This is a genomic window from Streptococcus sp. A25 (assembly GCF_043674095.1).
In the GTDB taxonomy this organism is placed as follows: Bacteria; Bacillota; Bacilli; order Lactobacillales; family Streptococcaceae; genus Streptococcus; species Streptococcus suis_V.
Genome location: NZ_JBIMJO010000017.1, coordinates 1 through 23,441 on the forward strand (window position 1 = coordinate 1; position 23,441 = coordinate 23,441).

At 45.9% G+C, this 23,441-nt stretch carries 20 protein-coding genes and 3 tRNA genes; all 23 read left to right on the forward strand.

Annotated elements, in window-relative coordinates; genetic code table 11:
- Position 1: 1 nt before the first annotated feature.
- The 23 genes from ACHBID_RS08160 (at position 2) to ACHBID_RS08270 (ending at position 23,273) form a co-directional block, all read left to right on the forward strand.
- Positions 2-74: transfer RNA gene (locus ACHBID_RS08160), tRNA-Phe, on the forward strand.
- A gap of 17 nt (positions 75-91) precedes the next feature.
- Positions 92-165, forward strand: a tRNA-Ile gene (locus ACHBID_RS08165).
- Between the two features lie 16 nt (positions 166-181).
- Positions 182-269, forward strand: a tRNA-Ser gene (locus tag ACHBID_RS08170).
- A gap of 58 nt (positions 270-327) precedes the next feature.
- Positions 328-1,146, forward strand: coding sequence for a rod shape-determining protein MreC (mreC, locus tag ACHBID_RS08175; RefSeq protein WP_394732126.1), 819 nt, complete (start codon positions 328-330; stop codon positions 1,144-1,146).
- Between the two features lies 1 nt (position 1,147).
- On the forward strand, positions 1,148-1,663 hold the full coding sequence (gene mreD, locus ACHBID_RS08180; RefSeq protein WP_394732125.1) for a rod shape-determining protein MreD: 516 nt from the start codon (positions 1,148-1,150) through the stop codon (positions 1,661-1,663).
- A gap of 84 nt (positions 1,664-1,747) precedes the next feature.
- Complete coding sequence (pcsB, locus tag ACHBID_RS08185) at positions 1,748-3,001, forward strand: peptidoglycan hydrolase PcsB (protein ID WP_105122066.1); 1,254 nt, start codon at positions 1,748-1,750, stop codon at positions 2,999-3,001.
- A 97-nt stretch (positions 3,002-3,098) separates the two neighbouring features.
- Positions 3,099-4,064, forward strand: a complete 966-nt coding sequence (locus ACHBID_RS08190) for a ribose-phosphate diphosphokinase (protein WP_105111631.1) — start codon at positions 3,099-3,101, stop codon at positions 4,062-4,064.
- A 95-nt stretch (positions 4,065-4,159) separates the two neighbouring features.
- Complete coding sequence (locus ACHBID_RS08195) at positions 4,160-5,338, forward strand: pyridoxal phosphate-dependent aminotransferase (protein ID WP_105111632.1); 1,179 nt, start codon at positions 4,160-4,162, stop codon at positions 5,336-5,338.
- On the forward strand, positions 5,325-6,101 hold the full coding sequence (gene recO / locus ACHBID_RS08200) for a DNA repair protein RecO (protein WP_394732124.1): 777 nt from the start codon (positions 5,325-5,327) through the stop codon (positions 6,099-6,101). The genes ACHBID_RS08195 and recO overlap by 14 nt, the downstream gene beginning before the upstream one ends.
- Complete coding sequence (gene plsX / locus ACHBID_RS08205) at positions 6,098-7,105, forward strand: phosphate acyltransferase PlsX (protein WP_394732123.1); 1,008 nt, start codon at positions 6,098-6,100, stop codon at positions 7,103-7,105. The genes recO and plsX overlap by 4 nt, the downstream gene beginning before the upstream one ends.
- Positions 7,098-7,346: a phosphopantetheine-binding protein gene (locus ACHBID_RS08210; RefSeq protein ID WP_172074588.1), complete on the forward strand. Its 249-nt coding sequence runs from the start codon at positions 7,098-7,100 to the stop codon at positions 7,344-7,346. The genes plsX and ACHBID_RS08210 overlap by 8 nt, the downstream gene beginning before the upstream one ends.
- A gap of 117 nt (positions 7,347-7,463) precedes the next feature.
- A complete protein-coding gene (purC, locus tag ACHBID_RS08215) occupies positions 7,464-8,171 on the forward strand; it encodes a phosphoribosylaminoimidazolesuccinocarboxamide synthase (RefSeq protein ID WP_394732122.1) in 708 nt (235 codons plus the stop codon).
- A 12-nt stretch (positions 8,172-8,183) separates the two neighbouring features.
- Positions 8,184-11,900, forward strand: a complete 3,717-nt coding sequence (locus tag ACHBID_RS08220; RefSeq protein WP_394732121.1) for a phosphoribosylformylglycinamidine synthase — start codon at positions 8,184-8,186, stop codon at positions 11,898-11,900.
- 169 nt (positions 11,901-12,069) lie between these two features.
- Complete coding sequence (purF, locus tag ACHBID_RS08225; protein WP_394732120.1) at positions 12,070-13,521, forward strand: amidophosphoribosyltransferase; 1,452 nt, start codon at positions 12,070-12,072, stop codon at positions 13,519-13,521.
- A gap of 55 nt (positions 13,522-13,576) precedes the next feature.
- Positions 13,577-14,599, forward strand: coding sequence for a phosphoribosylformylglycinamidine cyclo-ligase (gene purM / locus ACHBID_RS08230; RefSeq protein ID WP_394732119.1), 1,023 nt, complete (start codon positions 13,577-13,579; stop codon positions 14,597-14,599).
- Positions 14,596-15,147, forward strand: coding sequence for a phosphoribosylglycinamide formyltransferase (purN, locus tag ACHBID_RS08235; protein WP_394732118.1), 552 nt, complete (start codon positions 14,596-14,598; stop codon positions 15,145-15,147). Before purM ends, purN begins: the two co-directional genes overlap by 4 nt.
- A gap of 9 nt (positions 15,148-15,156) precedes the next feature.
- Positions 15,157-16,704, forward strand: a complete 1,548-nt coding sequence (gene purH / locus ACHBID_RS08240; RefSeq protein ID WP_394732117.1) for a bifunctional phosphoribosylaminoimidazolecarboxamide formyltransferase/IMP cyclohydrolase — start codon at positions 15,157-15,159, stop codon at positions 16,702-16,704.
- Between the two features lie 126 nt (positions 16,705-16,830).
- On the forward strand, positions 16,831-18,093 hold the full coding sequence (gene purD, locus ACHBID_RS08245; RefSeq protein ID WP_105160525.1) for a phosphoribosylamine--glycine ligase: 1,263 nt from the start codon (positions 16,831-16,833) through the stop codon (positions 18,091-18,093).
- A 25-nt stretch (positions 18,094-18,118) separates the two neighbouring features.
- A complete protein-coding gene (gene purE, locus ACHBID_RS08250; RefSeq protein ID WP_024383089.1) occupies positions 18,119-18,607 on the forward strand; it encodes a 5-(carboxyamino)imidazole ribonucleotide mutase in 489 nt (162 codons plus the stop codon).
- Positions 18,594-19,661, forward strand: coding sequence for a 5-(carboxyamino)imidazole ribonucleotide synthase (gene purK / locus ACHBID_RS08255; protein ID WP_394732116.1), 1,068 nt, complete (start codon positions 18,594-18,596; stop codon positions 19,659-19,661). Before purE ends, purK begins: the two co-directional genes overlap by 14 nt.
- Before the next feature lie 9 nt (positions 19,662-19,670).
- On the forward strand, positions 19,671-20,408 hold the full coding sequence (locus ACHBID_RS08260; protein WP_394732115.1) for a hypothetical protein: 738 nt from the start codon (positions 19,671-19,673) through the stop codon (positions 20,406-20,408).
- 26 nt (positions 20,409-20,434) lie between these two features.
- On the forward strand, positions 20,435-21,727 hold the full coding sequence (gene purB / locus ACHBID_RS08265) for an adenylosuccinate lyase (protein ID WP_024377044.1): 1,293 nt from the start codon (positions 20,435-20,437) through the stop codon (positions 21,725-21,727).
- A 277-nt stretch (positions 21,728-22,004) separates the two neighbouring features.
- Positions 22,005-23,273: a MerR family transcriptional regulator gene (locus tag ACHBID_RS08270; protein WP_394732114.1), complete on the forward strand. Its 1,269-nt coding sequence runs from the start codon at positions 22,005-22,007 to the stop codon at positions 23,271-23,273.
- The last annotated feature ends 168 nt before the right edge of the window (positions 23,274-23,441 follow it).

Below are 23,441 nucleotides of genomic sequence, written 5' to 3' on the forward strand. Positions count from 1 at the left end.
TGGCTCGGTAGCTCAGTTGGTAGAGCAATGGATTGAAGCTCCATGTGTCGGCGGTTCGATTCCGTCTCGCGCCATTACCCAAGATCATCTTGGGCGCGTAGCTCAGATGGTTAGAGCGCACGCCTGATAAGCGTGAGGTCGGTGGTTCGATTCCACTCGTGCCCATTTCATTCGTTATTAAGGAGAATTACTCAAGAGGCTGAAGAGGACGGTTTGCTAAATCGTTAGGTCGGGTAACTGGCGCAAGGGTTCGAATCCCTTATTCTCCGTAGTAAAGAGATATCGTTAGATAATCTCTTTTTATTTTACACAAATTGGGTGACAGTCATGAATAAATTTTTTCGCTATCTCTTATACGCTCTTTCAGTTGTAATTATATCGTTTTCTTTGCTTTTTCTTTCGACGAGGGTCAGTATATTTAATGGATTTTCAGTCGTTACTAATAGACTTTCAACTGTTCATCGGTTTGTTGGTTGGCCATTTCAATCCTTAGCGCGACAGAAGAATATTGTAGAAGACTTATTTGCCAGTTACGATGAAAATAGTGACCTTAAGTCTTCAATTATGACACTTGGGAATGTTCAATCACAGAATGAAAGTTTGGTGAAAGAAAATGAAAACTTGAGAAAGAATCTTGCTATGAAGGAGGAGTATTCTAGCTTAGATTTTACAGCTGCTATGGTTGTTTCTCGTTCGCCAATGGCTTGGAACCAGACCCTAACGGTCGATATGGGGGAAAATGATGGAATAACCCTAAACAGTTTGGTATTGTCAAATAATGGTTTGATTGGTTTTGTTTCAGATATGACGTCGACTAGTTCAGTAGTTTCCTTGTTTACAAATGACTCTTTTGAGTTAAAAGTGCCCGTCAAGATTATTCTTGGATCTGACTCGGTTTATGGTATTCTATCTGGTTATGATGTTGAATCAAATAGCTTTATCATTTCGCAGTTGAATGAAGAAAAAGAGATAAAGGTAGGGAGTCAGGTGGTGACTAGCGATTTTGGTGGAACTGTGCCGGCAAATCTGCCAGTGGGGAAGGTTCAGTCTGTGCAGGAAAATGCAAGTAGCAGTGAAAAGTCTGTATTTGTCTCACCTGCGGCTGATTTTTCCAATCTATATTCGGTGTTAATGGTTGGTAAATAATATGAGAAATAAATGGTTTCCTATTCTACTCCTAAGTTTATCTGTGCTGATTTTTCTATTGGATGGGCAACTAGCCCTCTTGTATACAAATTTTTTACCGGGATTTTTGTCAGCGAGTTCCTATCTTCTTTTTTTCTATGCCTTGTATGTTAGTTTGCAATGTCGTTTTTCTCAGACAGTTCTTCCAGTGGCTATTTTAGGTTTTCTTTTTGATATTTATTACTTAGATCTTATTGGTGTGGCTACGGTATTATTCCCAGTTCTCTTGTGTTTCGTTTATTATTTTAGTGATAAGTTACCTTGGAAATTTGGGACCTTGCTTATGATGCAGTTTGTCATGATTTTCTTTTTTGAAATGATTGGCTTTCTTTTGGCACGAGTGTTTAGCTTATCTCATCTGTCTATTTTCATTTTTCTCTTCTATCATTTACTTCCAACACTGATTATCAATACTCTGATTTTTATATTTATTTATCCATGGCTAGGCCGATTTTTTTCCATCACAGTTAAGACATAAAAGTGTAATAAACGCGTAATATTAGGGCGCATTTTTTGTGATAGAATAATAGAAGTCAGAAAGTATAGAGGAGTATCTTGCAATATGAAGAAACAAGTAATTGCTACACTATTTTTGAGCACGATCGTTCTTTCTCAAGTAGGTAATGTAGCGACAATCAGTGCAAATGATACTGATAGTAAAATTGCCGCTCAAGATGAGAAAATAAATTCGATTGCAGCTCAACAAGCGTCAGCACAAGCAGAGGTTGAAGCACTTCAAGGAAAAGTCAATGCCATCTATGCAGAACAGGATGCATTGAATGCAGAAAATGAACGGTTAGAAGAAGAATCTGCTCAGTTGAGCGCTGAAATTGAGCGTCTGTCTGCGGATATTGTTTCACGTGATGGTGTCTTAAAAGAGCAAGCTCGTAGTGCTCAAGTAAATGGTTCTGCAACTAGCTATATCAATACTGTATTGGATTCAAAATCGCTCGTTGATGCAGTATCTCGTGTTAACGCTATGCGTGAAATTGTTTCGGCAAACAAACGTATGTTGGAACAACAAAAATTAGATAAAGAAGCTATTGAAGAAAAACAAATCGCTAACCAAGAAGCGATTAACGTTGTATATGCTAACAAGCAAAAATTAGAAGATGCAGCGGTTGAGTTGAAAACACAAGAAGCATCTTTGAAAGCAGCTCAATTGAACTTGGCTGCTGAAAAAGCAACTGCTGAAAATGAAAAAGCATCTTTGCTTGCTCAAAAAGCAGCTGCTGAAGAAGCAGCGCGTAAGGCGGCTGAAGAGCAAGCAGCTTATCAGGCTCGTCAAGCTGAGCTTGCGGCTAAACAAAGACAGGCTGTAGCGCCAGTTATTTCTAATACTGTTGCAGCTGCCACACCAGCTCCTGCGACTCCTGCGGCAGAGACGCCAGCTCAAGCACAGGAAGCTACACCGGCTCCTGCTCCAGCAGTTGCGGCAGCTACACCGGCTGCTGAAGCGACAACGGTTGCCACACCAGTTGTTACTTACTCTGCAGGTAATACTTATCCTGTAGGTGAATGTACATGGGGTGTTAAACAGATTGCTCCTTGGGTAGGAAACTACTGGGGTAATGGTGGTCAATGGCTTGGTTCTGCAGCTGCAGCTGGTTTCAGAACTGGTTCGACACCACAAGTTGGCGCAGTTGCAGTATGGACCAATTCTTACTATGGTCACGTTGCAGTAGTAACAGCTGTAAATGGATCTGAAATTCAGGTAATGGAATCAAACTTTAACGGTAATCGTTATGTAAGTAATTTCCGTGGCTGGTTTAATGCTAGCTCCTCAGGAATTGCTGGCTACATTTATCCAAATTAAAATTTCATAGGACGTCTATTGGAGGCGTTCTATTTTTATTTGAAAAATGGAGAAAAAAGGTTTAAAATAGATAAGTAGAAATTTTTAGGAGGCAGTCATGGCGTTTTCTGACTTAATGTTGTTTGCTTTATCATCCAATCAAAAGCTTGCAGCTGAAGTAGCAAAAGAAATGGGAATTCCTTTAGGGAAGTCAAGTGTTCGTCAATTTTCTGATGGTGAAATCCAGGTAAATATCGAAGAATCGATTCGTGGTAGCCATGTGTACATCCTTCAATCAACAAGTTCTCCTGTAAATGATAACTTGATGGAGATTTTAATTATGGTAGATGCCTTGAAGAGGGCTTCTGCTGAGTCAGTTAACGTTGTGATGCCATACTATGGTTATGCACGCCAGGACCGTAAGGCTCGTTCTCGTGAGCCAATTACGTCAAAACTAGTAGCTAATATGTTAGAGACCGCAGGTGTAAATCGTCTCTTGACCATTGACCTCCATGCGGCACAAATTCAAGGTTTCTTTGATATTCCGGTCGACCATTTGATGGGTGCGCCTTTGATTGCAGATTATTTTGAGCGTCGTGGCATGATGGGAGATGGTTATGTGGTTGTATCTCCAGACCATGGTGGTGTGACCCGTGCACGGAAGTTGGCCCAATTCTTGAAAACACCGATTGCCATTATTGATAAGCGCCGTAGTGTCGATAAGATGAATACTTCTGAGGTTATGAATATCATCGGTGATATTAAGGGCAAGACCTGTATCTTGATTGATGATATGATTGATACGGCAGGAACAATTTGCCATGCGGCAGATGCTCTGGCCGAAGCTGGTGCAACAGCTGTCTATGCATCTTGTACCCACCCTGTCTTGTCTGGACCTGCTATGGATAATATCAGTAAGTCAGCCATAGAGAAACTGGTTGTCTTGGATACCATTGAGATTCCACAAGACCGTTTGATTGATAAGATTGAGCAGATTTCTATAGCGCATTTGTTGGCGGAAGCGATTATTCGTATCCATGAAAAACGTCCGCTGTCACCGCTGTTTGAATCACATAAAAGATAATGAGGGTAAAGGGGAGCGCAAGCTTCTCTTCTTTTTTTCTGTTCATTCTGCTGGAAATGTATTATAATAAACCTATATCTTTTTGAGGTGAATGTATGAATTTATTAGATCGTTTTAATAAAAATCTCAATCGAATTGAAGTGTCTATGATTCGTCAGTTTGATCAGTCGATTTCTCATATTCCTGGAGTTTTGAAATTAACGCTGGGCGAGCCTGATTTTACGACGCCAGACCATGTCAAGGAAGCGGCTAAGGCGGCCATTGATGACAACAAGAGTTATTATACTGGTATGGCAGGTCTTTTGGAATTGCGTCAGGCGGCAGCGGAATTTGTATTTGAAAAGTACAATCTGTCCTACAATCCAGAAACAGAAATCCTGTCAACTATTGGAGCGACAGAGGCTTTGTCGGCTAGCTTGGTGGCTATCTTAGAAGCTGGAGATACGGTGCTCTTGCCTGCGCCAGCTTATCCTGGTTATGAGCCGATTGTTAATATGGTCGGGGCAGATATTGTGGAAATTGATACGACGGCCAATGATTTTGTATTGACACCAGAGATGCTGGAACAAGCCATTATCGAGCAGGGAGACAAGCTCAAGGCGGTCATTCTCAACTATCCTGCTAATCCGACTGGTGTGACCTATTCACGTGAACAGATTGCGGCCTTTGCAGATGTTTTGCGCAAATACCCAATCTTTGTCTTGTCTGATGAGGTTTATGCTGAATTGACCTACACAGGTCAGCCTCATACGTCGATTGCGGAGTTTTTGCCTGAGCAGACCATTCTCATTCAAGGTCTGTCCAAATCCCATGCTATGACGGGATGGCGGATTGGTTTAATCATGAGTCAGGCGCCGATTATTGCGCAGATTATCAAGAGCCACCAGTACTTGGTGACAGCGGCATCGACAGCTATGCAGTACGGCGCGGTTGAGGCTTTGAAAAATGGTAAGGATGATGCTCTACCGATGCGAGCGGAGTACATCAAGCGTCGGGATTATATTATCGAGAAGATGACGGAGTTGGGCTTTAAGATTATCAAGCCAGATGGCGCCTTTTACATTTTTGCGAAAATTCCTGCGGGCTATAGTCAAGATTCCTTTAGCTTCTTACAGGAATTTGCCCAGAAAAAGGCGGTGGCCTTTATTCCGGGTGCAGCTTTCGGTCAATATGGTGAGGGCTATGTGCGGATTTCCTATGCAGCCAGCATGGAGTCTATCCAAACAGCCATGGTCCGTCTAAAAGAGTTTTTAGAAGAAAATGGAGCGAATTGAGACAAGGGGATTAGTCCTTTATAATCGCAATTACCGAGAAGACGACAAGTTGGTCAAGATTTTTACGGAACAGGCTGGCAAGCGGATGTTTTTCGTGAAACATGCTTCTAAGTCTAAGCTGGTTGCTGCTATCCAACCCTTGACCTATGCCGATTTTATTGTCAAAATCAATGAAGAGGGTCTGTGCTACATCGAGGATTTTCATCAGGTTCAGCTCTTCAAGGAAATCAATGGGGATATTTTCAAGCTCAGCTACGCAACTTATTTGATGGCCTTGGCGGATGCTGCCTTGCAGGATAGGATTCATGATGCGCCGCTCTTTGCCTTTTTGGTTAAGACTTTGGATTTGATGGAATCGGGCTTGGACTATGAGATTTTGACCAATATTTTTGAAATTCAACTGCTGGAGCGGTTTGGAATTGGGCTTAATTTTCACGAGTGTGCTTTTTGTCACCGAGTTGGTCTGCCTTTTGACTATTCCTATCAATACAGTGGCGTTCTCTGTCCGCAACATTATCATAAGGATGAACGAAGGGCTCATCTGGACCCCAATGTGCCCTACTTGCTGGACCAATTTCAGGCCATTTCTTTTGATGATTTAGAAACCATTTCGATCAAGCCGGACATGAAACGGAAGTTGCGGCTCTTTATCGACCAGCTCTATGAGGAATATGTCGGTATTCACTTGAAGTCCAAGAAATTTATCGATGATTTGTCGTCTTGGGGGCAGATTATGAAGAAAGAAAATGAGGAAAACGAATGAAACGTATTGCAGTAGATGCTATGGGTGGGGACCATGCCCCTCAGGCGGTCATTGAAGGGGTTAATCAGGCCCTCAAGGAATTTTCGGATATTGAAATTCAGCTCTATGGGGATGAGGCTAAAATCAAGCCCTATTTGACAGCGTCGGAGCGAGTGACCATTATCCATACGGATGAGAAAATCAATTCGGATGATGAACCAGTTCGAGCTATTCGTCGCAAGAAAAACTCTTCTATGGTTTTGGCGACTCAGGCTGTTAAGGATGGGCAGGCGGATGCAGTGCTATCAGCTGGAAATACGGGGGCTCTTCTGGCGGCAGGTGTCTTTGTTGTCGGTCGTATTAAGAATATTGATCGTCCCGGACTCATGTCCACTCTGCCGACTATGGATGGCAAGGGATTTGATATGATGGATTTGGGGGCCAATGCAGAAAATACAGCTCATCACCTCTATCAGTATGGTATTCTTGGCTCATTTTATGCGGAGCATGTGCGTGGGGTCAAGAATCCGCGCGTGGCTCTCTTGAACAATGGTACGGAGGAAACCAAGGGAACACCTGTGCATCAAGAGGCTTTTGCTCTTCTCAGTCAGGAACCGTCTATCAACTTTATCGGCAATGTGGAGGCGCGTGAGTTGCTCAACGGCGTTGCTGATGTGGTTGTGACCGATGGTTTCACGGGAAACGCTGTGTTGAAAACAGTTGAAGGAACGGCTAAGTCTATCGTCGGTCAGTTGACAGGTGCTATCAAATCAGGTAGTTTCCTAGCCAAAATCGGTGGTCTCTTGCTCAAACCGACCTTGAAGAAGGCTCTAGGAGCCTTGGATTACAAGACGGCAGGCGGCGCAGTCTTATTGGGACTCAAAGCTCCGGTTATTAAAGCGCACGGGTCTAGCGATGCAACAGCTATTTTCTATACGATAAAGCAGGTTCGTCAGATTTTGGATGCTAATATAGTAGAAAAATCAGTGGCCAAATTTTCACCAGTGGAGAACAATCATGACTAGAGAGCAAGTTTATCAGAAGATTGTGGAGATGATTCAAGAGGAGAAGGGAGAGGACTTTCTTGTCCAGCCTGATTCTTCTTTGACGGACAATATTGCCCAAGATTCGGTTGAGGTCATGGAATTTGTTCTTAATTTGGAAGACGAGTTTGGTGTCGATGTTCCAGATGCTGCGATTGAGCGCTTTGAAACATTAGCAGATATTGTGGATTTTATTTGGAGTCAATTGAAAGAACGTTCGTAGATTACGGGCGTTTTTCTTTTTATTCGATAGTATTTTAGACTTTTAATTGTTAACACGAATATTATGTGATAGAATAAACGAAAAGACTAGAATATTTTATGAAAGGCGAACATTTTAATGAAAACAGACCTTCTCTATTCAGGAAAAGCTAAAGATATCTACGCTACAGTTGATAGTGACCAGATTGTTGCGGTTTACAAGGACCAGGCGACGGCTTTTAATGGTGGTAAGAAAGAGCAGATTGTTGGAAAAGGGCGACTTAATAATCTGATTTCATCCTTGATTTTTGAAAAGTTGAATGAAGCTGGAGTCAAGACGCATTTTATCAAACGTTTGTCAGATTCAGAGCAATTGAATAGAAAAGTGGAGATTATTCCGCTGGAGGTGGTTTTGCGCAATATCACGGCTGGTTCTTTTTCCAAACGCTTTGGGGTGGAAGAAGGGATAGAACTTGCGACGCCGATTGTAGAATTTTACTATAAAAACGATGACTTAGATGATCCTTTTATCAATGACGAACACGTTGCTTTTCTGGATTTAGCAAGTGCGGAGGACCTTGCCTATATCAAGGCAGAAACGCGGAAAATCAACGATTTCTTGAAGGATTTGTTTGCTCAGATTGGTCTGCGCTTGGTCGATTTTAAACTAGAATTTGGCTATGACAAGGATGGTCATATTCTATTGGCGGATGAATTTTCGCCGGACAATTGCCGTCTGTGGGATGCGGATGGTAATCATCTGGACAAGGATGTTTTTCGTCGGGGTCTCGGGGATTTGACCGAGGTTTACGAGGTCGTATTGGCAAAGTTACAGGAAGTGAAATAAGGATTGGAAAAAATGGCGAAGCGGATTTTTGTTGAGAAGAAGGCGGATTTTCAGATTAAGGCGGAGGTTCTTCGTAAGGAGTTGACCCATAATTTGCAGTTGACAAGCCTGTCAAGTTTGCGGTTAGTGCAGGTTTACGATGTTTTCAATCTTGAGGAGGACTTGTTAGAGCAGGCCATCAAGCACATCTTTACTGAGCAGGTGACGGACAAGGTCTTGTCGGAAGCGGAACTGGGCTTGGAAGACGCGGTTTATTTTGCTATTGAGGCTTTGCCTGGTCAGTTTGACCAGCGGGCTGCAAGCAGTCAGGAGGCCCTTCTCTTGTTGGGCAGTCGCCAGGAGGTGCGTGTCAATACAGGGCAACTTTACATCTTGAACGGTGATGTGCAGGAAGAAGAGTTGGCTGCTATCAAGAATTATTTGCTCAATCCTGTGGATTCGCGTTTCAAGGATTTGAATGCTCCTTTGGTGGCTCAGGAGTTTTCGGTGTCGGATGCTACTATTCCGACCCTAGACTTTTTTGCTAGCTACGGAGCGGATGATTTTGCAGCTTACAAGCGTGAGGCTGGCTTGGCTATGGAAGTGGAAGACTTGCTCTTCATTCAGGACTATTTCAAGTCAATCGGTCGTGTGCCAACTGAGACAGAACTCAAGGTCTTGGATACTTACTGGAGTGACCACTGCCGTCATACGACATTTGAAACGGAGCTAAAGTCTATTGACTTTTCAGCCTCAAAATTCCACAAGCAATTGCAGGCGACTTATGACAAGTACCTGGCGATGCGAACTGAGTTGGGTCGGACAGATAAGCCACAGACGCTCATGGATATGGCGACGATTTTTGGCCGTTATGAGCGAGCAAATGGTCGTCTGGATGATATGGAAGTGTCAGATGAAATCAATGCCTGCTCGGTGGAAATTGAAGTGGATGTGGATGGTGTAAAAGAGCCATGGCTCCTTATGTTCAAGAATGAAACCCACAATCACCCAACAGAAATCGAACCTTTCGGTGGTGCCGCAACCTGTATCGGTGGAGCCATTCGTGATCCCTTGTCAGGTCGTTCCTATGTTTATCAGGCCATGCGAATTTCAGGTGCAGGTGATATTACCCAACCTCTGACAGCTACTCGCTCAGGGAAATTGCCACAGCAAATCATTTCAAAAACAGCGGCGCATGGTTATTCTTCATACGGAAACCAAATTGGTCTGGCGACCACCTATGTGCGTGAGTATTTCCACCCAGGCTTTATCGCTAAACGGATGGAACTTGGTGCCGTGGTCGGTGCCGCTCCAAAGGAAAATGTGGTCCGTGAAAAACCAGTCGCAGGCGATGTGGTCATCCTACTGGGAGGCAAAACCGGTCGCGATGGTATCGGCGGGGCAACAGGCTCATCCAAGGTTCAAACAGTTGAGTCTGTGGAAACGGCTGGTGCGGAAGTTCAAAAAGGAAACGCAATTGAAGAACGCAAAATCCAACGCTTGTTCCGAAATGGTGACGTTACACGCCTTATCAAAAAATCCAATGACTTCGGTGCAGGCGGTGTCTGCGTAGCCATTGGGGAGCTGGCGGACGGTCTTGAAATCGACTTGGACAAGGTTCCACTCAAGTATGCAGGCTTGAATGGTACGGAGATTGCCATTTCCGAATCACAGGAGCGGATGAGTGTAGTTGTCCGTCCTGAAGACGTAGACGCTTTTATCGCAGCCTGCCGTCAGGAAAATATCCATGCGGTTGTTGTAGCCAAAGTTACTGAAAAGCCAAACCTGGTCATGACTTGGAATGGTCAAACCATAGTCGATTTGGAACGTTCCTTCCTTGATACCAATGGTGTGCGCGTGGTGGTGGATGCTAAGGTGGTTGACAGTGCGGTCAACTTGCCAGAAACACGTAGAACTTCCGCTGAAACGCTACAGGAGGACTTGAAAGACCTTCTATCAGACCTCAACCATGCTAGCCAAAAAGGTTTGCAGACGATTTTTGACTCATCTGTTGGTCGTTCAACCGTCAACCACCCACTCGGAGGTCGCCACCAGTTAACACCGACAGAAAGCTCTGTGCAGAAGTTGCCTGTCCAGCAGGGTGTGACGACCACGGCTTCTGTCATGGCTCAGGGCTATCATCCTTATCTGGCAGACTGGTCACCTTACCACGGAGCAGCCTATGCAGTCATCGAAGCGACAGCTCGCTTGGTGGCAATAGGTGCCAACTGGTCCAAGGCTCGCTTCTCCTACCAGGAGTATTTCCAGCGCATGGACAAGCAGGCAGAGCGTTTCGGTCAGCCAGTAGCAGCACTACTGGGATCTATCGAGGCTCAGATCCAGCTTGGCTTGCCGTCTATCGGTGGCAAGGACTCCATGTCTGGTACCTTTGAGGACTTGATAGTTCCACCGACCCTGGTTGCCTTTGGTGTGACCACGGCAGACAGTCGCAAGGTTCTCTCGCCTGAGTTCAAGGCGGCTGGTGAGCACATCTATTACCTACCAGGCCAAGTCTTGTCAGAAGACATTGATTTTGCCTTGATCAAGTCTAATTTTGAGACTTTTGAAAAATGGCAGAGCGATTATGCGATTACGGCTGCTAGTGCAGTCAAGTATGGAGGAGTTCTAGAAAGTCTAGCCCTTATGTCCTTTGGTAACCAAGTCGGAGCAAGAGTTGAGCTTGCAGACCTTGAAACCAGCTTGACAGGTCAACTTGGTGGCTTTGTCTTCACATCGCAAGAAGACATTCCAGATGCTGTGAAGATTGGACAAACCACCACAGACTTTACACTTCTTGTCAACGGTGTCAACCTGGCTGGACTAGACTTGCAGGTAGCCTTTGAAGGCAAACTAGAAGAAGTTTATCCAACAGAATTTGAACAGGATACAGAACTACAAGAAGTTCCAGCTCTTGCCAGTGTTTCAGTTGTGCAAGCCAAGGAAACCGTTGAAGTGCCTGTAGTTTACATTCCAGTTTTCCCAGGTACCAACTCAGAATACGACTCCGCCAAAGCCTTTGAACAGGCTGGTGCAAAAGTCAATCTTGTTCCATTTGTGACCTTGGATGCAGAGAGCATTGAACAGTCTGTGGACACCATGGTTGACAATATTGACAAGGCCAACATTCTCTTCTTCGCAGGTGGATTCTCCGCTGCGGATGAACCAGACGGGTCTGCTAAGTTTATCGTGACTATCTTACGAAACGCCAAGGTCCGCTCTGCTATTGACCGTTTCATCGAAAAAGGTGGCCTCATCATCGGTATCTGTAATGGCTTCCAGGCCCTTGTCAAATCGGGCTTGCTACCTTATGGAAACTTTGAGGAGGCGGGTGAAACCAGTCCGACCCTCTTCTACAACGATGCCAACCAACACGTTGCTAAAATGGTGGAAACGCGGATTGCTAATGTCAACTCACCGTGGTTGGCAGGTGTCCAAGTCGGTGACATTCACGCTATCCCAGTTTCACACGGGGAAGGAAAATTTGTCGTGACGGATGAAGAATTCGCTGTCTTGCGTGACAATGGACAAATTTTCAGCCAGTATGTGGACTTTGACGGTCAACCTTCCATGGATAGCCGTTACAATCCGAATGGCTCTAGCCACGCTATTGAGGGAATCACAAGCAAGAATGGTCAAATTATCGGGAAAATGGGACACTCCGAACGCTATGAGGAAGGACTTTTCAAAAATATCCCTGGTAAGAAAGACCAAGGCCTCTTCGTAGCAGCGGTAAGCTATTTTACTCAATGAAAATCAAAAGTAGCCTTGGAAACGATGCTGAAGGTAGAACTCTGTCGCTCACTTGCTTCAAGGCGACAGACTGAAAACCTCCCCCAGAGCTTTTCACTCACCAAAGCTCTTGACAACGGATAATTTTGATTTTCGAAGAGTATTACTGGAAAATAATTAGGGAAATACGATGTACGAAGTAAAATCACTTAATGAAGAATGTGGCGTTTTCGGTATCTGGGGACACCCTCAAGCCGCTCAAGTCACCTATTTTGGTCTCCACAGTTTGCAGCACCGTGGGCAAGAAGGCGCTGGGATTGTCTCTAATGATGCCGGTAACCTCCATGGCCATCGTGCGACGGGGCTCCTGTCGGAGGTTTTCAAAAATCAGGCTGATTTGGACCGATTGAAAGGGAGCGCAGCTATTGGTCATGTCCGCTATGCCACAGCTGGATCGGCGGATATTCGCAACATCCAGCCCTTCCTTTATAAATTTCATGATGGGGAATTCGGCCTGGCCCATAATGGGAATTTGACCAATGCCATTTCTCTGAGAAAAGAATTGGAAGCGCAAGGTGCTATTTTCAACGCCTCGTCAGATACTGAAATTCTCATGCACCTGATTCGTCGCAGCCACAATCCAAATTTTATGGGTAAGGTCAAGGAGGCTTTGAGCATTGTCAAGGGAGGCTTTGCCTATCTCTTGATGACAGAGGACAAGTTGATTGCGGCCTTGGATCCAAATGGCTTTCGTCCCCTATCTATCGGGAAGATGAAAAATGGAGCCTGGGTTATTGCCAGCGAAACTTGTGCCTTTGAAGTGGTCGGTGCTGAGTGGGTACGGGATGTCGAACCTGGAGAGATTGTCATCATAGATGATGTGGGTATCCACTATGATAGTTACACAAGTGATACCCAATTGGCGATCTGTTCGATGGAATATGTCTACTTTGCCCGCCCTGATTCGACTATTCATGGAGTCAATGTCCACACGGCACGAAAAAATATGGGCAAACGCTTAGCGCAGGAATTTCAACATGAAGCCGACATTGTGGTCGGTGTGCCAAACTCATCTCTCAGCGCTGCTATGGGTTTTGCCGAAGAATCTGGCCTGCCAAATGAGATGGGTTTGGTGAAAAATCAGTACACTCAGCGTACCTTTATCCAACCAACCCAGGAGCTCCGTGAGCAGGGAGTTCGCATGAAGTTGTCCGCTGTTTCTGGGGTTGTCAAAGGCAAGCGCGTGGTCATGATTGACGACTCTATTGTTCGCGGCACAACTAGCCGCCGCATTGTCCAGCTTCTTCGTGATGCAGGGGCAAAAGAAGTCCATGTGGCTATCGGTAGCCCAGAACTCAAGTACCCGTGTTTCTATGGCATTGATATTCAGACCCGTCGTGAACTGATTTCAGCCAACCATTCAGCTGATGAAGTTTGTGAGATTATCGGGGCAGACAGTCTGACCTATCTTTCTCTTGAAGGGATGATTGAAGCCATCGGCATCGAAACAGACGCGCCCAAAGGCGGGCTCTGTGTGGCTTACTTCGACGGAGAATTTCCAACCCCTCTCTATGACTATGAGGAAGAATACCTCCGTAGCCTAGAAGAGAAAACGAGTTTCTACATTGAAAATGTCAAGTAAAGACAGAGGTGTCAACGTTACTTGACAGACCTGTAAACTGTTGAAAGGAATCAAAATGACAAATAAAAATGCCTATGCCCAGTCGGGCGTTGACGTCGAAGCTGGATATGAAGTTGTCGAACGCATCAAGAAGCACGTAGCACGGACAGAACGCTTGGGTGTGATGGGAGCTCTTGGTGGTTTTGGCGGTATGTTTGACCTGACTAAACTGGATGTCAAAGAACCAGTCTTGGTATCAGGAACAGACGGCGTCGGCACCAAGCTCATGTTGGCGATTCAGTACGACAAGCACGACACCATTGGTCAGGATTGCGTGGCCATGTGTGTCAACGACATCATCGCTGCAGGTGCGGAACCACTTTACTTCCTCGACTACATCGCGACAGGAAAAAATGAACCAGCCAAGCTGGAGCAGGTGGTTGCTGGTGTGGCGGAAGGCTGTGTCCAGGCTGGTTGCGGCTTGATTGGTGGTGAAACAGCCGAAATGCCTGGCATGTACGGCGAGGATGACTATGATCTGGCTGGCTTTGCTGTCGGTATTGCGGAGAAGTCTCAGATTATTGACGGCAGTAAGGTCCAGGAAGGCGACATTCTCCTCGGCCTAGCTTCCAGCGGCATCCACTCTAACGGTTATTCTCTAGTCCGACGCGTTTTTGCGGATGTTTCTGGCGACGCTCTGCTGCCAGAGCTCAATGGCAGAGCTCTTAAGGAAGTCCTCCTAGAGCCGACCCGTATCTATGTCCAGCAGGTATTGCCTCTGGTAAAAGCAGGGCTGGTCAACGGCATTGCCCACATCACAGGCGGTGGTTTCATTGAAAATATTCCCCGTATGTTTGCGGACAACCTTGCAGCTGAAATTGAAGAAGATAAGATTCCAGTCCTTCCAATCTTTACAGCCCTTGAAACGTACGGCCAAATCAAACACGAAGAAATGTTTGAAATCTTCAATATGGGTATCGGCTTGGTACTGGCTGTCAGTCCAGAGCAGGTGGAGAAAGTCCGTGAATTGGTAGATGAAGAAGTCTATGAAATCGGCCGCATTATCACTAAGGAAGACAAGAGCGTGGTCATCAAATGAAACGAATAGCTGTTTTTGCCAGTGGGTCTGGTTCTAATTTTCAAGTCATTGCAGAGCAGTTTGAAGTAGCATTCCTCTTTTCAGACCACAGAAACGCCTATGTCCTGGAACGGGCTGAAAAACTAGGTGTGGCAGCATTTACTTTTGAATTAAAAGAGTTTGCCGATAAGCAGACCTACGAAGAAGCCCTCATCCAACTCTTAGACCAGCACCAGATTGACTTGGTGGTCTTGGCAGGCTATATGAAGATTGTGGGTCCGACCTTGTTAGCTCAATATGAAGGTCGTATCATCAATATCCACCCGGCTTATCTGCCTGAATTTCCAGGGGCTCACGGGATTGAAGACGCTTGGAATGCAGGTGTGGCAGCAAGTGGTGTGACTGTTCACTGGGTTGATAGCGGCGTTGACACAGGACAAATTATCCAGCAAGTCCGAGTTCCAAGGCTGGCTGATGATAGCTTAGAAACCTTTGAAGCCAGAATACATGAAGCGGAGTACCAACTCTATCCAGCAGTTTTGGAGGAGTTGGGGGCAGTGAAAAAATAAGGAGAAATCATGACAAAACGTGCGTTAATTAGCGTATCCGATAAGGCGGGCATTGTGGAGTTTGCCCAAGAATTGACTAAGCTTGGTTGGGAGATTATCTCGACAGGAGGCACCAAGGTTGCCTTGGATCAGGCAGGCGTAACGACTATTGCAATTGATGATGTGACCGGTTTTCCTGAGATGATGGATGGCCGTGTTAAGACGCTTCATCCCAAAATCCATGGTGGTTTGCTGGCTCGTCGGGATTTGGACAGCCACCTGCAAGCAGCCAAGGACCATGAAATTGGCCTGATTGACTTGGTAGTGGTCAACCTTTATCCTTTCAAAGAGACTATCTTGCGCCCAGATGTGACCTATGATTTGGCGGTGGAGAACATCGACATCGGTGGACCGTCCATGCTCCGTTCAGCAGCTAAAAACCACGCCAGCGTGACCGTTGTAGTGGATCCGGCAGATTATCCGACGGTTTTAGGGGAAATAGCAGAGCAGGGTCAGACGACCTACCCAACGCGTCAGCGATTGGCTGCCAAGGTATTCCGACACACCGCAGCCTATGACGCCCTTATTGCAGACTACTTTACCAAGCAAGTAGGCGAAGATAAGCCTGAAAAATTAACCATTACTTATGACCTCAATCAGCCTATGCGTTACGGAGAAAATCCTCAGCAAAATGCGGATTTCTACCAAAATGCCCTGCCAACAGACTATTCTATCGCAGCTGCTAAGCAGTTAAATGGTAAGGAGCTGTCTTTCAACAACATTCGTGATGCGGATGCGGCCATTCGGATTATCCGTGATTTTAAGGACCGTCCAACTGTTGTGGCTCTCAAACACATGAACCCTTGTGGTATCGGTCAGGCAGAGACTATTGAGCAGGCTTGGGATTATGCCTATGAGGCTGACCCAGTATCGATTTTTGGGGGCATTGTCGTGCTGAACAGAGAAGTGGATGCTGCGACGGCTGAAAAGATGCACCCGATTTTCTTAGAAATCATCATCGCACCGAGCTACTCGGCAGAAGCGTTAGCTATTTTGACCAATAAAAAGAAAAATCTTCGGATTTTGGAGTTGGCCTTTGACGCACAGGATGCGAGCGAAGTTGAAAAAGAGTTCACAGGCGTTGTCGGCGGGCTCTTGGTGCAGGATCAGGATGTGGTGGTGGAAAGCCCAGCGGACTGGCAGGTGGTGACCGAGCGTCAACCGTCCGAGCAAGAGTGGGCGGCTATGGAATTTGCCTGGAAGTCCTCCAAGTATGTCAAGTCCAACGGCATCATCATCAGCAATGACAAGATGACCTTGGGCGTGGGACCGGGGCAAACCAACCGTGTAGCGTCCGTCCGTATCGCTATCGAGCAAGCCAAGGACCGTTTGGAAGGAGCCGTTTTGGCGTCGGACGCCTTCTTCCCATTTGCTGATAACGTGGAAGAAATCGCAGCCGCAGGCATCAAGGCTATCATCCAGCCAGGTGGCTCTGTCCGCGACCAAGACTCCATTGACATGGCCAATAAGTACGGCTTGACCATGGTCTTTACGGGTGTAAGACATTTTAGACATTGAGAATTTTGGATATTGCTCACCTCGTGTGAGCTTTTTCCATTCCCGAACATTTCCCTGTTCTTTCTATTAAAATCCGTCTGTTTTTGCTATACTGTTTATAGAAAATCCGTTTTTGAGGTATAAAAAATGAAACTTTTGGTTGTTGGGTCTGGTGGTCGTGAACATGCGATTGCAAAGAAATTGTTAGAGTCTGAGCGGGTAGAACAGGTCTTTGTTGCTCCTGGAAACGACGGGATGACATTAGACGGTATTAAATTGGTCAATATCGGTATTTCCGAACATTCTGCTCTAATAAACTTTGCTAAGGAAAATGACATTGCTTGGACTTTTGTTGGTCCAGATGATGCTCTGGCAGCAGGTATCGTTGATGATTTTGAACAGGCTGGGTTAAAGGCATTTGGTCCGAGTCGTCTCGCCGCGGAGCTAGAGTGGTCAAAAGACTTTGCTAAGCAAATCATGGTTAAATACGGCATTCCAACAGCAGCCTTTGGCACTTTTTCTAACTTCGAAGAAGCCAAAGCCTACATCGAAGAGCAGGGTGCACCAATCGTGGTCAAGGCGGACGGATTGGCACTGGGCAAGGGTGTGGTCGTGGCGGAAACCGTCGAGCAGGCGGTCGAAGCGGCACGGGAGATGCTCTTGGACAACAAGTTCGGTGACTCGGGTGCCCGCGTGGTCATCGAGGAGTTCTTGGAGGGTGAGGAGTTCTCGCTCTTTGCCTTGGTCAATGGCGACCAGTTCTATATCCTGCCGACAGCCCAGGACCACAAGCGTGCCTTTGACGGCGACCAAGGTCCTAACACAGGCGGAATGGGGGCTTATGCTCCAGTGCCTCACCTATCTCAAAGTGTGGTGGACACAGCAGTTGACACCATTGTCAAGCCTATTCTTGCGGGTATGATTGCGGAAGGGCGGTCTTATCTGGGCGTGCTCTATGCTGGCTTGATTCTGACCGACCAAGGTCCCAAGGTCATCGAGTTCAACGCCCGATTTGGCGACCCAGAAACCCAGATTATCCTGCCTCGCCTGACCTCTGACTTTGCTCAGAATATCGATGACATCCTCCACAAGCGCCCGACACAGCTGACTTGGCTGGATAGTGACGTGACGCTTGGCGTGGTTGTGGCTTCAAACGGCTACCCTCTGGACTACGAAAAAGGTGTAGAGTTGCCAGCGAAGACCGAGGGCGACATCACGACCTACTATGCAGGGGCTCGTTTTGCGGACAATAGCAGAGCACTGCTCTCAAACGGCGGTCGGGTCTATATGTTGGTTACCACAGCAGATACCGTCCAAGAAGCCCAAGAAAAAATTTACTCAGAGCTGAAGAAACAAGATACGACAGGCCTCTTTTATCGGACAGATATTGGAAGTAAGGCAGTAAAATAAGGGATACAGAAAAGGAAAGACAAGCATGAACATTCCAATTTCCATCATCATGGGCTCTAGTTCCGACTGGAAAACCATGAAAAAAGCAGCCGATGTGCTGGATAAATTTGGCGTAGCCTATGAAAAGAAAGTAGTCTCTGCCCACCGCACCCCAGACCTCATGTTCCGTCACGCCGAGGAAGCTCGTGGCCGTGGCATCAAGGTCATCATCGCAGGAGCGGGTGGTGCGGCTCATTTGCCAGGTATGGTAGCAGCCAAGACCACCTTGCCTGTCATCGGCGTGCCTGTCCAATCCCGTGCCCTCAGTGGTGTGGATTCGCTCTATTCTATCGTGCAGATGCCGGGTGGCGTGCCCGTTGCGACTATGGCGATCGGTGAGGCAGGTGCGACCAATGCAGCCCTGACAGCTCTTCGCATTCTCTCCATTGAAGACCAAACCATTGCAGCTCAGTTGGCAGATTTTGCCAAGGAACAGGAAAAAATTGCGGAGGCGATGACAGATGACCTCATCTAAGACAATCGGAATTATCGGTGGTGGTCAGCTAGGGCAGATGATGGCTATTTCCGCTATTTACATGGGCCACAAGGTCATCACGCTGGATCCTGCGGCGGACTGCCCAGCCTCCAAGGTTAGCGAGGTTATCGTCGCTCCCTATCACGATGTGGTGGCCCTCAAACAGCTGGCGGAGCGGTGTCATGTCCTGACCTACGAGTTTGAAAATGTTGATGCCGACGGGCTGGACGCGGTCATCAAGGACGGTCAGCTCCCTCAAGGGACAGACCTCCTCCGCATTTCCCAGAACCGTATTTTTGAGAAGGATTTTTTGGCAAAAAAAGCTGGCGTGCAAGTCGCCCCCTACAAAGTCGTCACTTCTAGCCTAGACCTAGAAGGTTTGGACCTCAGCAAAAACTACGTTTTGAAGACAGCCACTGGGGGCTATGATGGACATGGTCAGAAGGTCATTCGAGAAGAGGCGGACTTGGAGGCGGCTAGTCAGTTGGCTAACTCTGCCGAGTGTGTTTTGGAAGAGTTTGTGAATTTTGACCTGGAAATCTCCGTCCTTGTGTCTGGCAATGGCTCCGACTATACCGTCTTTCCTGTGCAGGAAAATATCCACCGCAATAATATTCTTTACAAGACCATTGTGCCTGCCCGTATTTCAGATGAACTTGCTGAAAAAGCCAAAACCATGGCCCTGCAAATCGCAGACAAACTTCATTTGGCAGGCACCCTCTGTGTTGAGATGTTTGTGGCAAGGCAGGACATTCTGGTCAACGAAATCGCCCCTCGTCCTCATAATTCAGGACATTATTCCATTGAGGCCTGCGATTTTTCGCAGTTTGACACCCATATCCGAGGTATTCTCGGTCAGCACCTACCTCCTATCCGCCTGCTCTCTCCAGCAGTTATGATTAACGTTTTGGGACAAGACATGGAAGCAGTCCAAACCTTTCTTCAAGAAAATCCTACCGCCCATCCCCACTTTTATGGTAAACTAGAAGCGAAGCACAATCGCAAAATGGGACATGTGACGGTGTTGACGGAAAATGCTGGATTGGTCTTGTAGGAGGAATATATGCGTGAAATGATCGAAAATATTGCAACTGGCATGATATTAATAGGGTTCGTTGCTATGTGGTGGACATGGAAAAAACAACCAAATAAGAAAAAATTATTAGCTTCTATTCTGTTCACTATTTGTAGTTTTATATTATTTGGTATTTTTTCTGACGGTAACAACCAGGGATATGGTGTAACTAGTGAGGCTGGAACAACTACAACAACCATTGCAAGTGAAATAGCTTCATTAAAATCTCAGGAATCGGAGTATACAACTGAAACAAGTACTTCAACAACTACTGAGACAACAGAGAATATAACCACTGAAAGTAAAATAAATAAGCAAGAGATTGAAAAAATAGTCGATGATAAAGTAGTTAATAATTTTATTATCTCCTTTAATGCAATTTCTGACAGCGACCTAATTGAAATTGAGAGAGGACATATTCGCACGAAATTTACTGCCCGTAGTTTTGATTATTTTATTGAATTATGGAATTCTAACGATACAGACAAAATTTCAATTCAAATCAATGGTGATGATAATAAGGGTATTGACGGAATGCGACAATTGTTTAGAGATTCAGTCAAAGCAATTGATAAAGATTTAGGTGACGATGTCATTTATAACTTCTTTGATACTGCTTTAGCAAATGATAATTATATTGTTGAAAAACTAGGTGACAGGATTGAGGTTAGATTTGGACCAGACACAATGACATATAGAGAATTCATAGATATTTCAGAAAAGTAATATATTTGGAGAGGCAAGGAAAAATCATGATCAATCGTTATTCCCGTCCAGAGATGGCGGCTATTTGGAGTGAAGAGAACAAGTACAAGGCTTGGTTGGAAGTGGAAATCCTCGCTGATGAGGCCTGGGCTGAGTTGGGTGAGATTCCCAAGGAAGATGTAGCCTTGATTCGTGAGAAGGCGACTTTTGACATCGACCGCATTTTAGAGATTGAAGAGGAAACCCGTCACGATGTGGTGGCTTTCACCCGTGCGGTTTCGGAAAGTCTTGGCGAGGAGCGCAAGTGGGTCCACTATGGTCTGACCTCGACCGATGTGGTCGATACGGCTTACGGCTACCTCTACAAGCAGGCCAACGACATCATCCGTCGTGACCTTGAAAACTTTACCAATATCATCGCTGACAAGGCTCGTGAGCACAAGTACACCATCATGATGGGGCGGACCCACGGTGTCCATGCGGAGCCAACGACCTTTGGTCTGAAACTGGCGACTTGGTATAGCGAAATGAAACGCAATATGGAGCGTTTTGATGTGGCAGCTAAGGGCGTTGAGGCTGGTAAAATTTCAGGTGCAGTTGGAAACTTTGCTAACATTCCTCCATTTGTGGAAGAGTATGTTTGTGGCAAATTGGGCATTCGTCCGCAGGAAATTTCGACTCAGGTCCTTCCTCGTGACCTGCACGCAGAATATTTCTCAGCCCTAGCCTTGATTGCAACCTCCATCGAGCGTATGGCGACAGAAATCCGTGGGTTACAAAAATCTGAACAACGCGAAGTCGAAGAGTATTTCGCCAAAGGCCAAAAAGGCAGCTCTGCTATGCCCCATAAACGCAATCCTATCGGCTCTGAAAATATGACCGGTCTGGCTCGCGTGGTGCGTGGTCACTTGGTGACGGCTTTTGAGAATGTGGCTCTCTGGCACGAACGCGATATTTCCCACTCGTCAGCGGAGCGGATTATCACGCCGGATACGACCATTCTCATCAACTATATGCTCAATCGTTTTGGTAATATTGTCAAGAACTTGACGGTCTTCCCTGAAAATATGAAACGCAATATGGAGTCGACCTTTGGCTTGATTTACAGTCAGCGTGTCATGCTCAGCCTGATTGAAAAAGGTATGACCCGTGAGGAAGCCTATGATTTGGTGCAACCAAAAACTGCGCAGTCATGGGATAATCAAGTGGACTTCAAGCCCCTTCTCGAAGCGGATGAGCGCGTGACAGCTAAACTCAGCCAGGAAGAAATCGATGAGCTCTTCAACCCGGACTACTATGCTAAGCGGGTGGATGACATCTTTGAGCGACTTGGATTATAAAAAAATCAAAATTCTTTGGATTTTCCAGAGAATTTTTTAGTTTTCCTTAAGTTTGACGAGTTATACTCTATTCAAGCTAGAAATAGCGAAATTTCTTTTCACCTAAAGGTGTCCCTAGCTCTAAGTCGCAAGCGACAAGAGCTAGGTATCATATAATCTCCAGAAAACAGTCGGCAAGAATTAGCTGACTGTTTTTGTATAAAAAATCAAAAAATCCTTGACTCATCCCTAGGGGAATGGTGTATGCTAGGACTATCAAAACAGATGGAGGTTGTTTATGCAGGTCAAAGATGTGGAGAAGTTGACAGGCTTGTCAACCAAGGCGATTCGGCTGTATGAAGAAAAGGGCTTGATTGAAGTGGCGAGAAACCCGCTCAACGATTACCGTGATTATTCGGAGGAAAATGTGCGACAGCTTCGCTTGATCAAGTTGCTCCGCTATTTTGAGTTTTCCCTAGCAGAGATTACGGCCCTCCTAGCCTTGCCAGAGGAGGACTTGCAGTCAGCCTTGCGTGAGAAAAAGCGGGGAATCAATCAGCGAGCAGAAGAATTGACAGACAAGGTTGATTTGTTGGACCAGGTGGTCAGGGATTTGGGCAAGAAAGATGATTGGTTGGAAGAAGCACAGGTATCCATTGCTTTTGTGGAAAGTGGGGAATTTCAAGACTTCAAACAAGATTTAGAAAATGCCTTGTTGCCAAGTATTTGGATGACTCTCTTGCAGACTTTGATGGCATCAGGCCCCATCCTCTGGCTGTTTACCCGAATCCAACAAGGTCGTCAGGAAAATCTTTTCCTACTAGCAGTGGTTTCCTTGCTAGCAACCGCTTGGATAACGCTTCTCTGGCGAGACTACCTTGTAACCTGGTGGAAACATCGGGACAAGATCCGCCAGAAGAATCGTAGTCAGGCCTGGTGGATTCCGGTTGGTCTCATCTCCCTTGTAGGTGGGATTGCCTACTTTTTCCTTGTCGGCTGGTTGACCGAAAGATTTTTCCTACCAAGCGATTGGCTCTTCTATGAGTATTCGACTGGTCTGGGCAAGGTTGCTACATTGTTTATCATGGTTTTTCTCGTTTTTCTTTTGGGAAAACTGGCGAGGCTGGTGAAAGTATCTTGGAAATATGGCTTGGGTCTGGCAGGCGGTTGCATCCTATTGACCGCTCTGCTGATTTCTACCGCAACAGCAGTGACCAAAGACCAGATTATCGACATCAATCTGTTGGCACCGTCCCAAGAATATCTTTACAGCGATGTCAAGTCTGTCTGGACAGGCTTTGGGACCAAGCTAGTGACAGTGAACAGGTCTGAAAGGCAAGGGGAATTCAGCTATCAAATTCAACTGGATGGAAAAAAGATTGTGTTTATGCAACCAACTGTTAATCAGAACTTGATCCCTGACGATACCTATATCGAGTTAGAGGAGTTTGATCGGCGACTGATGAATTTGGGCATTCCCAAAGAAAGTTCAACAGAAGGCAGTCAGTACAACGATTTAGATTCGCACTATCTAGAGCGATTTTTGCGAATAGTGGAAAATAAATAAAATGAATTTTGTTTTAGTTTCTCTTAAGTTTGACGAGTTATACTTTATCCAAGCTAGAAATAGCGAAACATTTCTTTTCAACTAAAGGTGTCCCTAGCTCTAAGTTGCCAGCGACAAGAGCTAGGTATCATATAATATCCGGAAAATGCCAGACTTAGTCTGGTATTT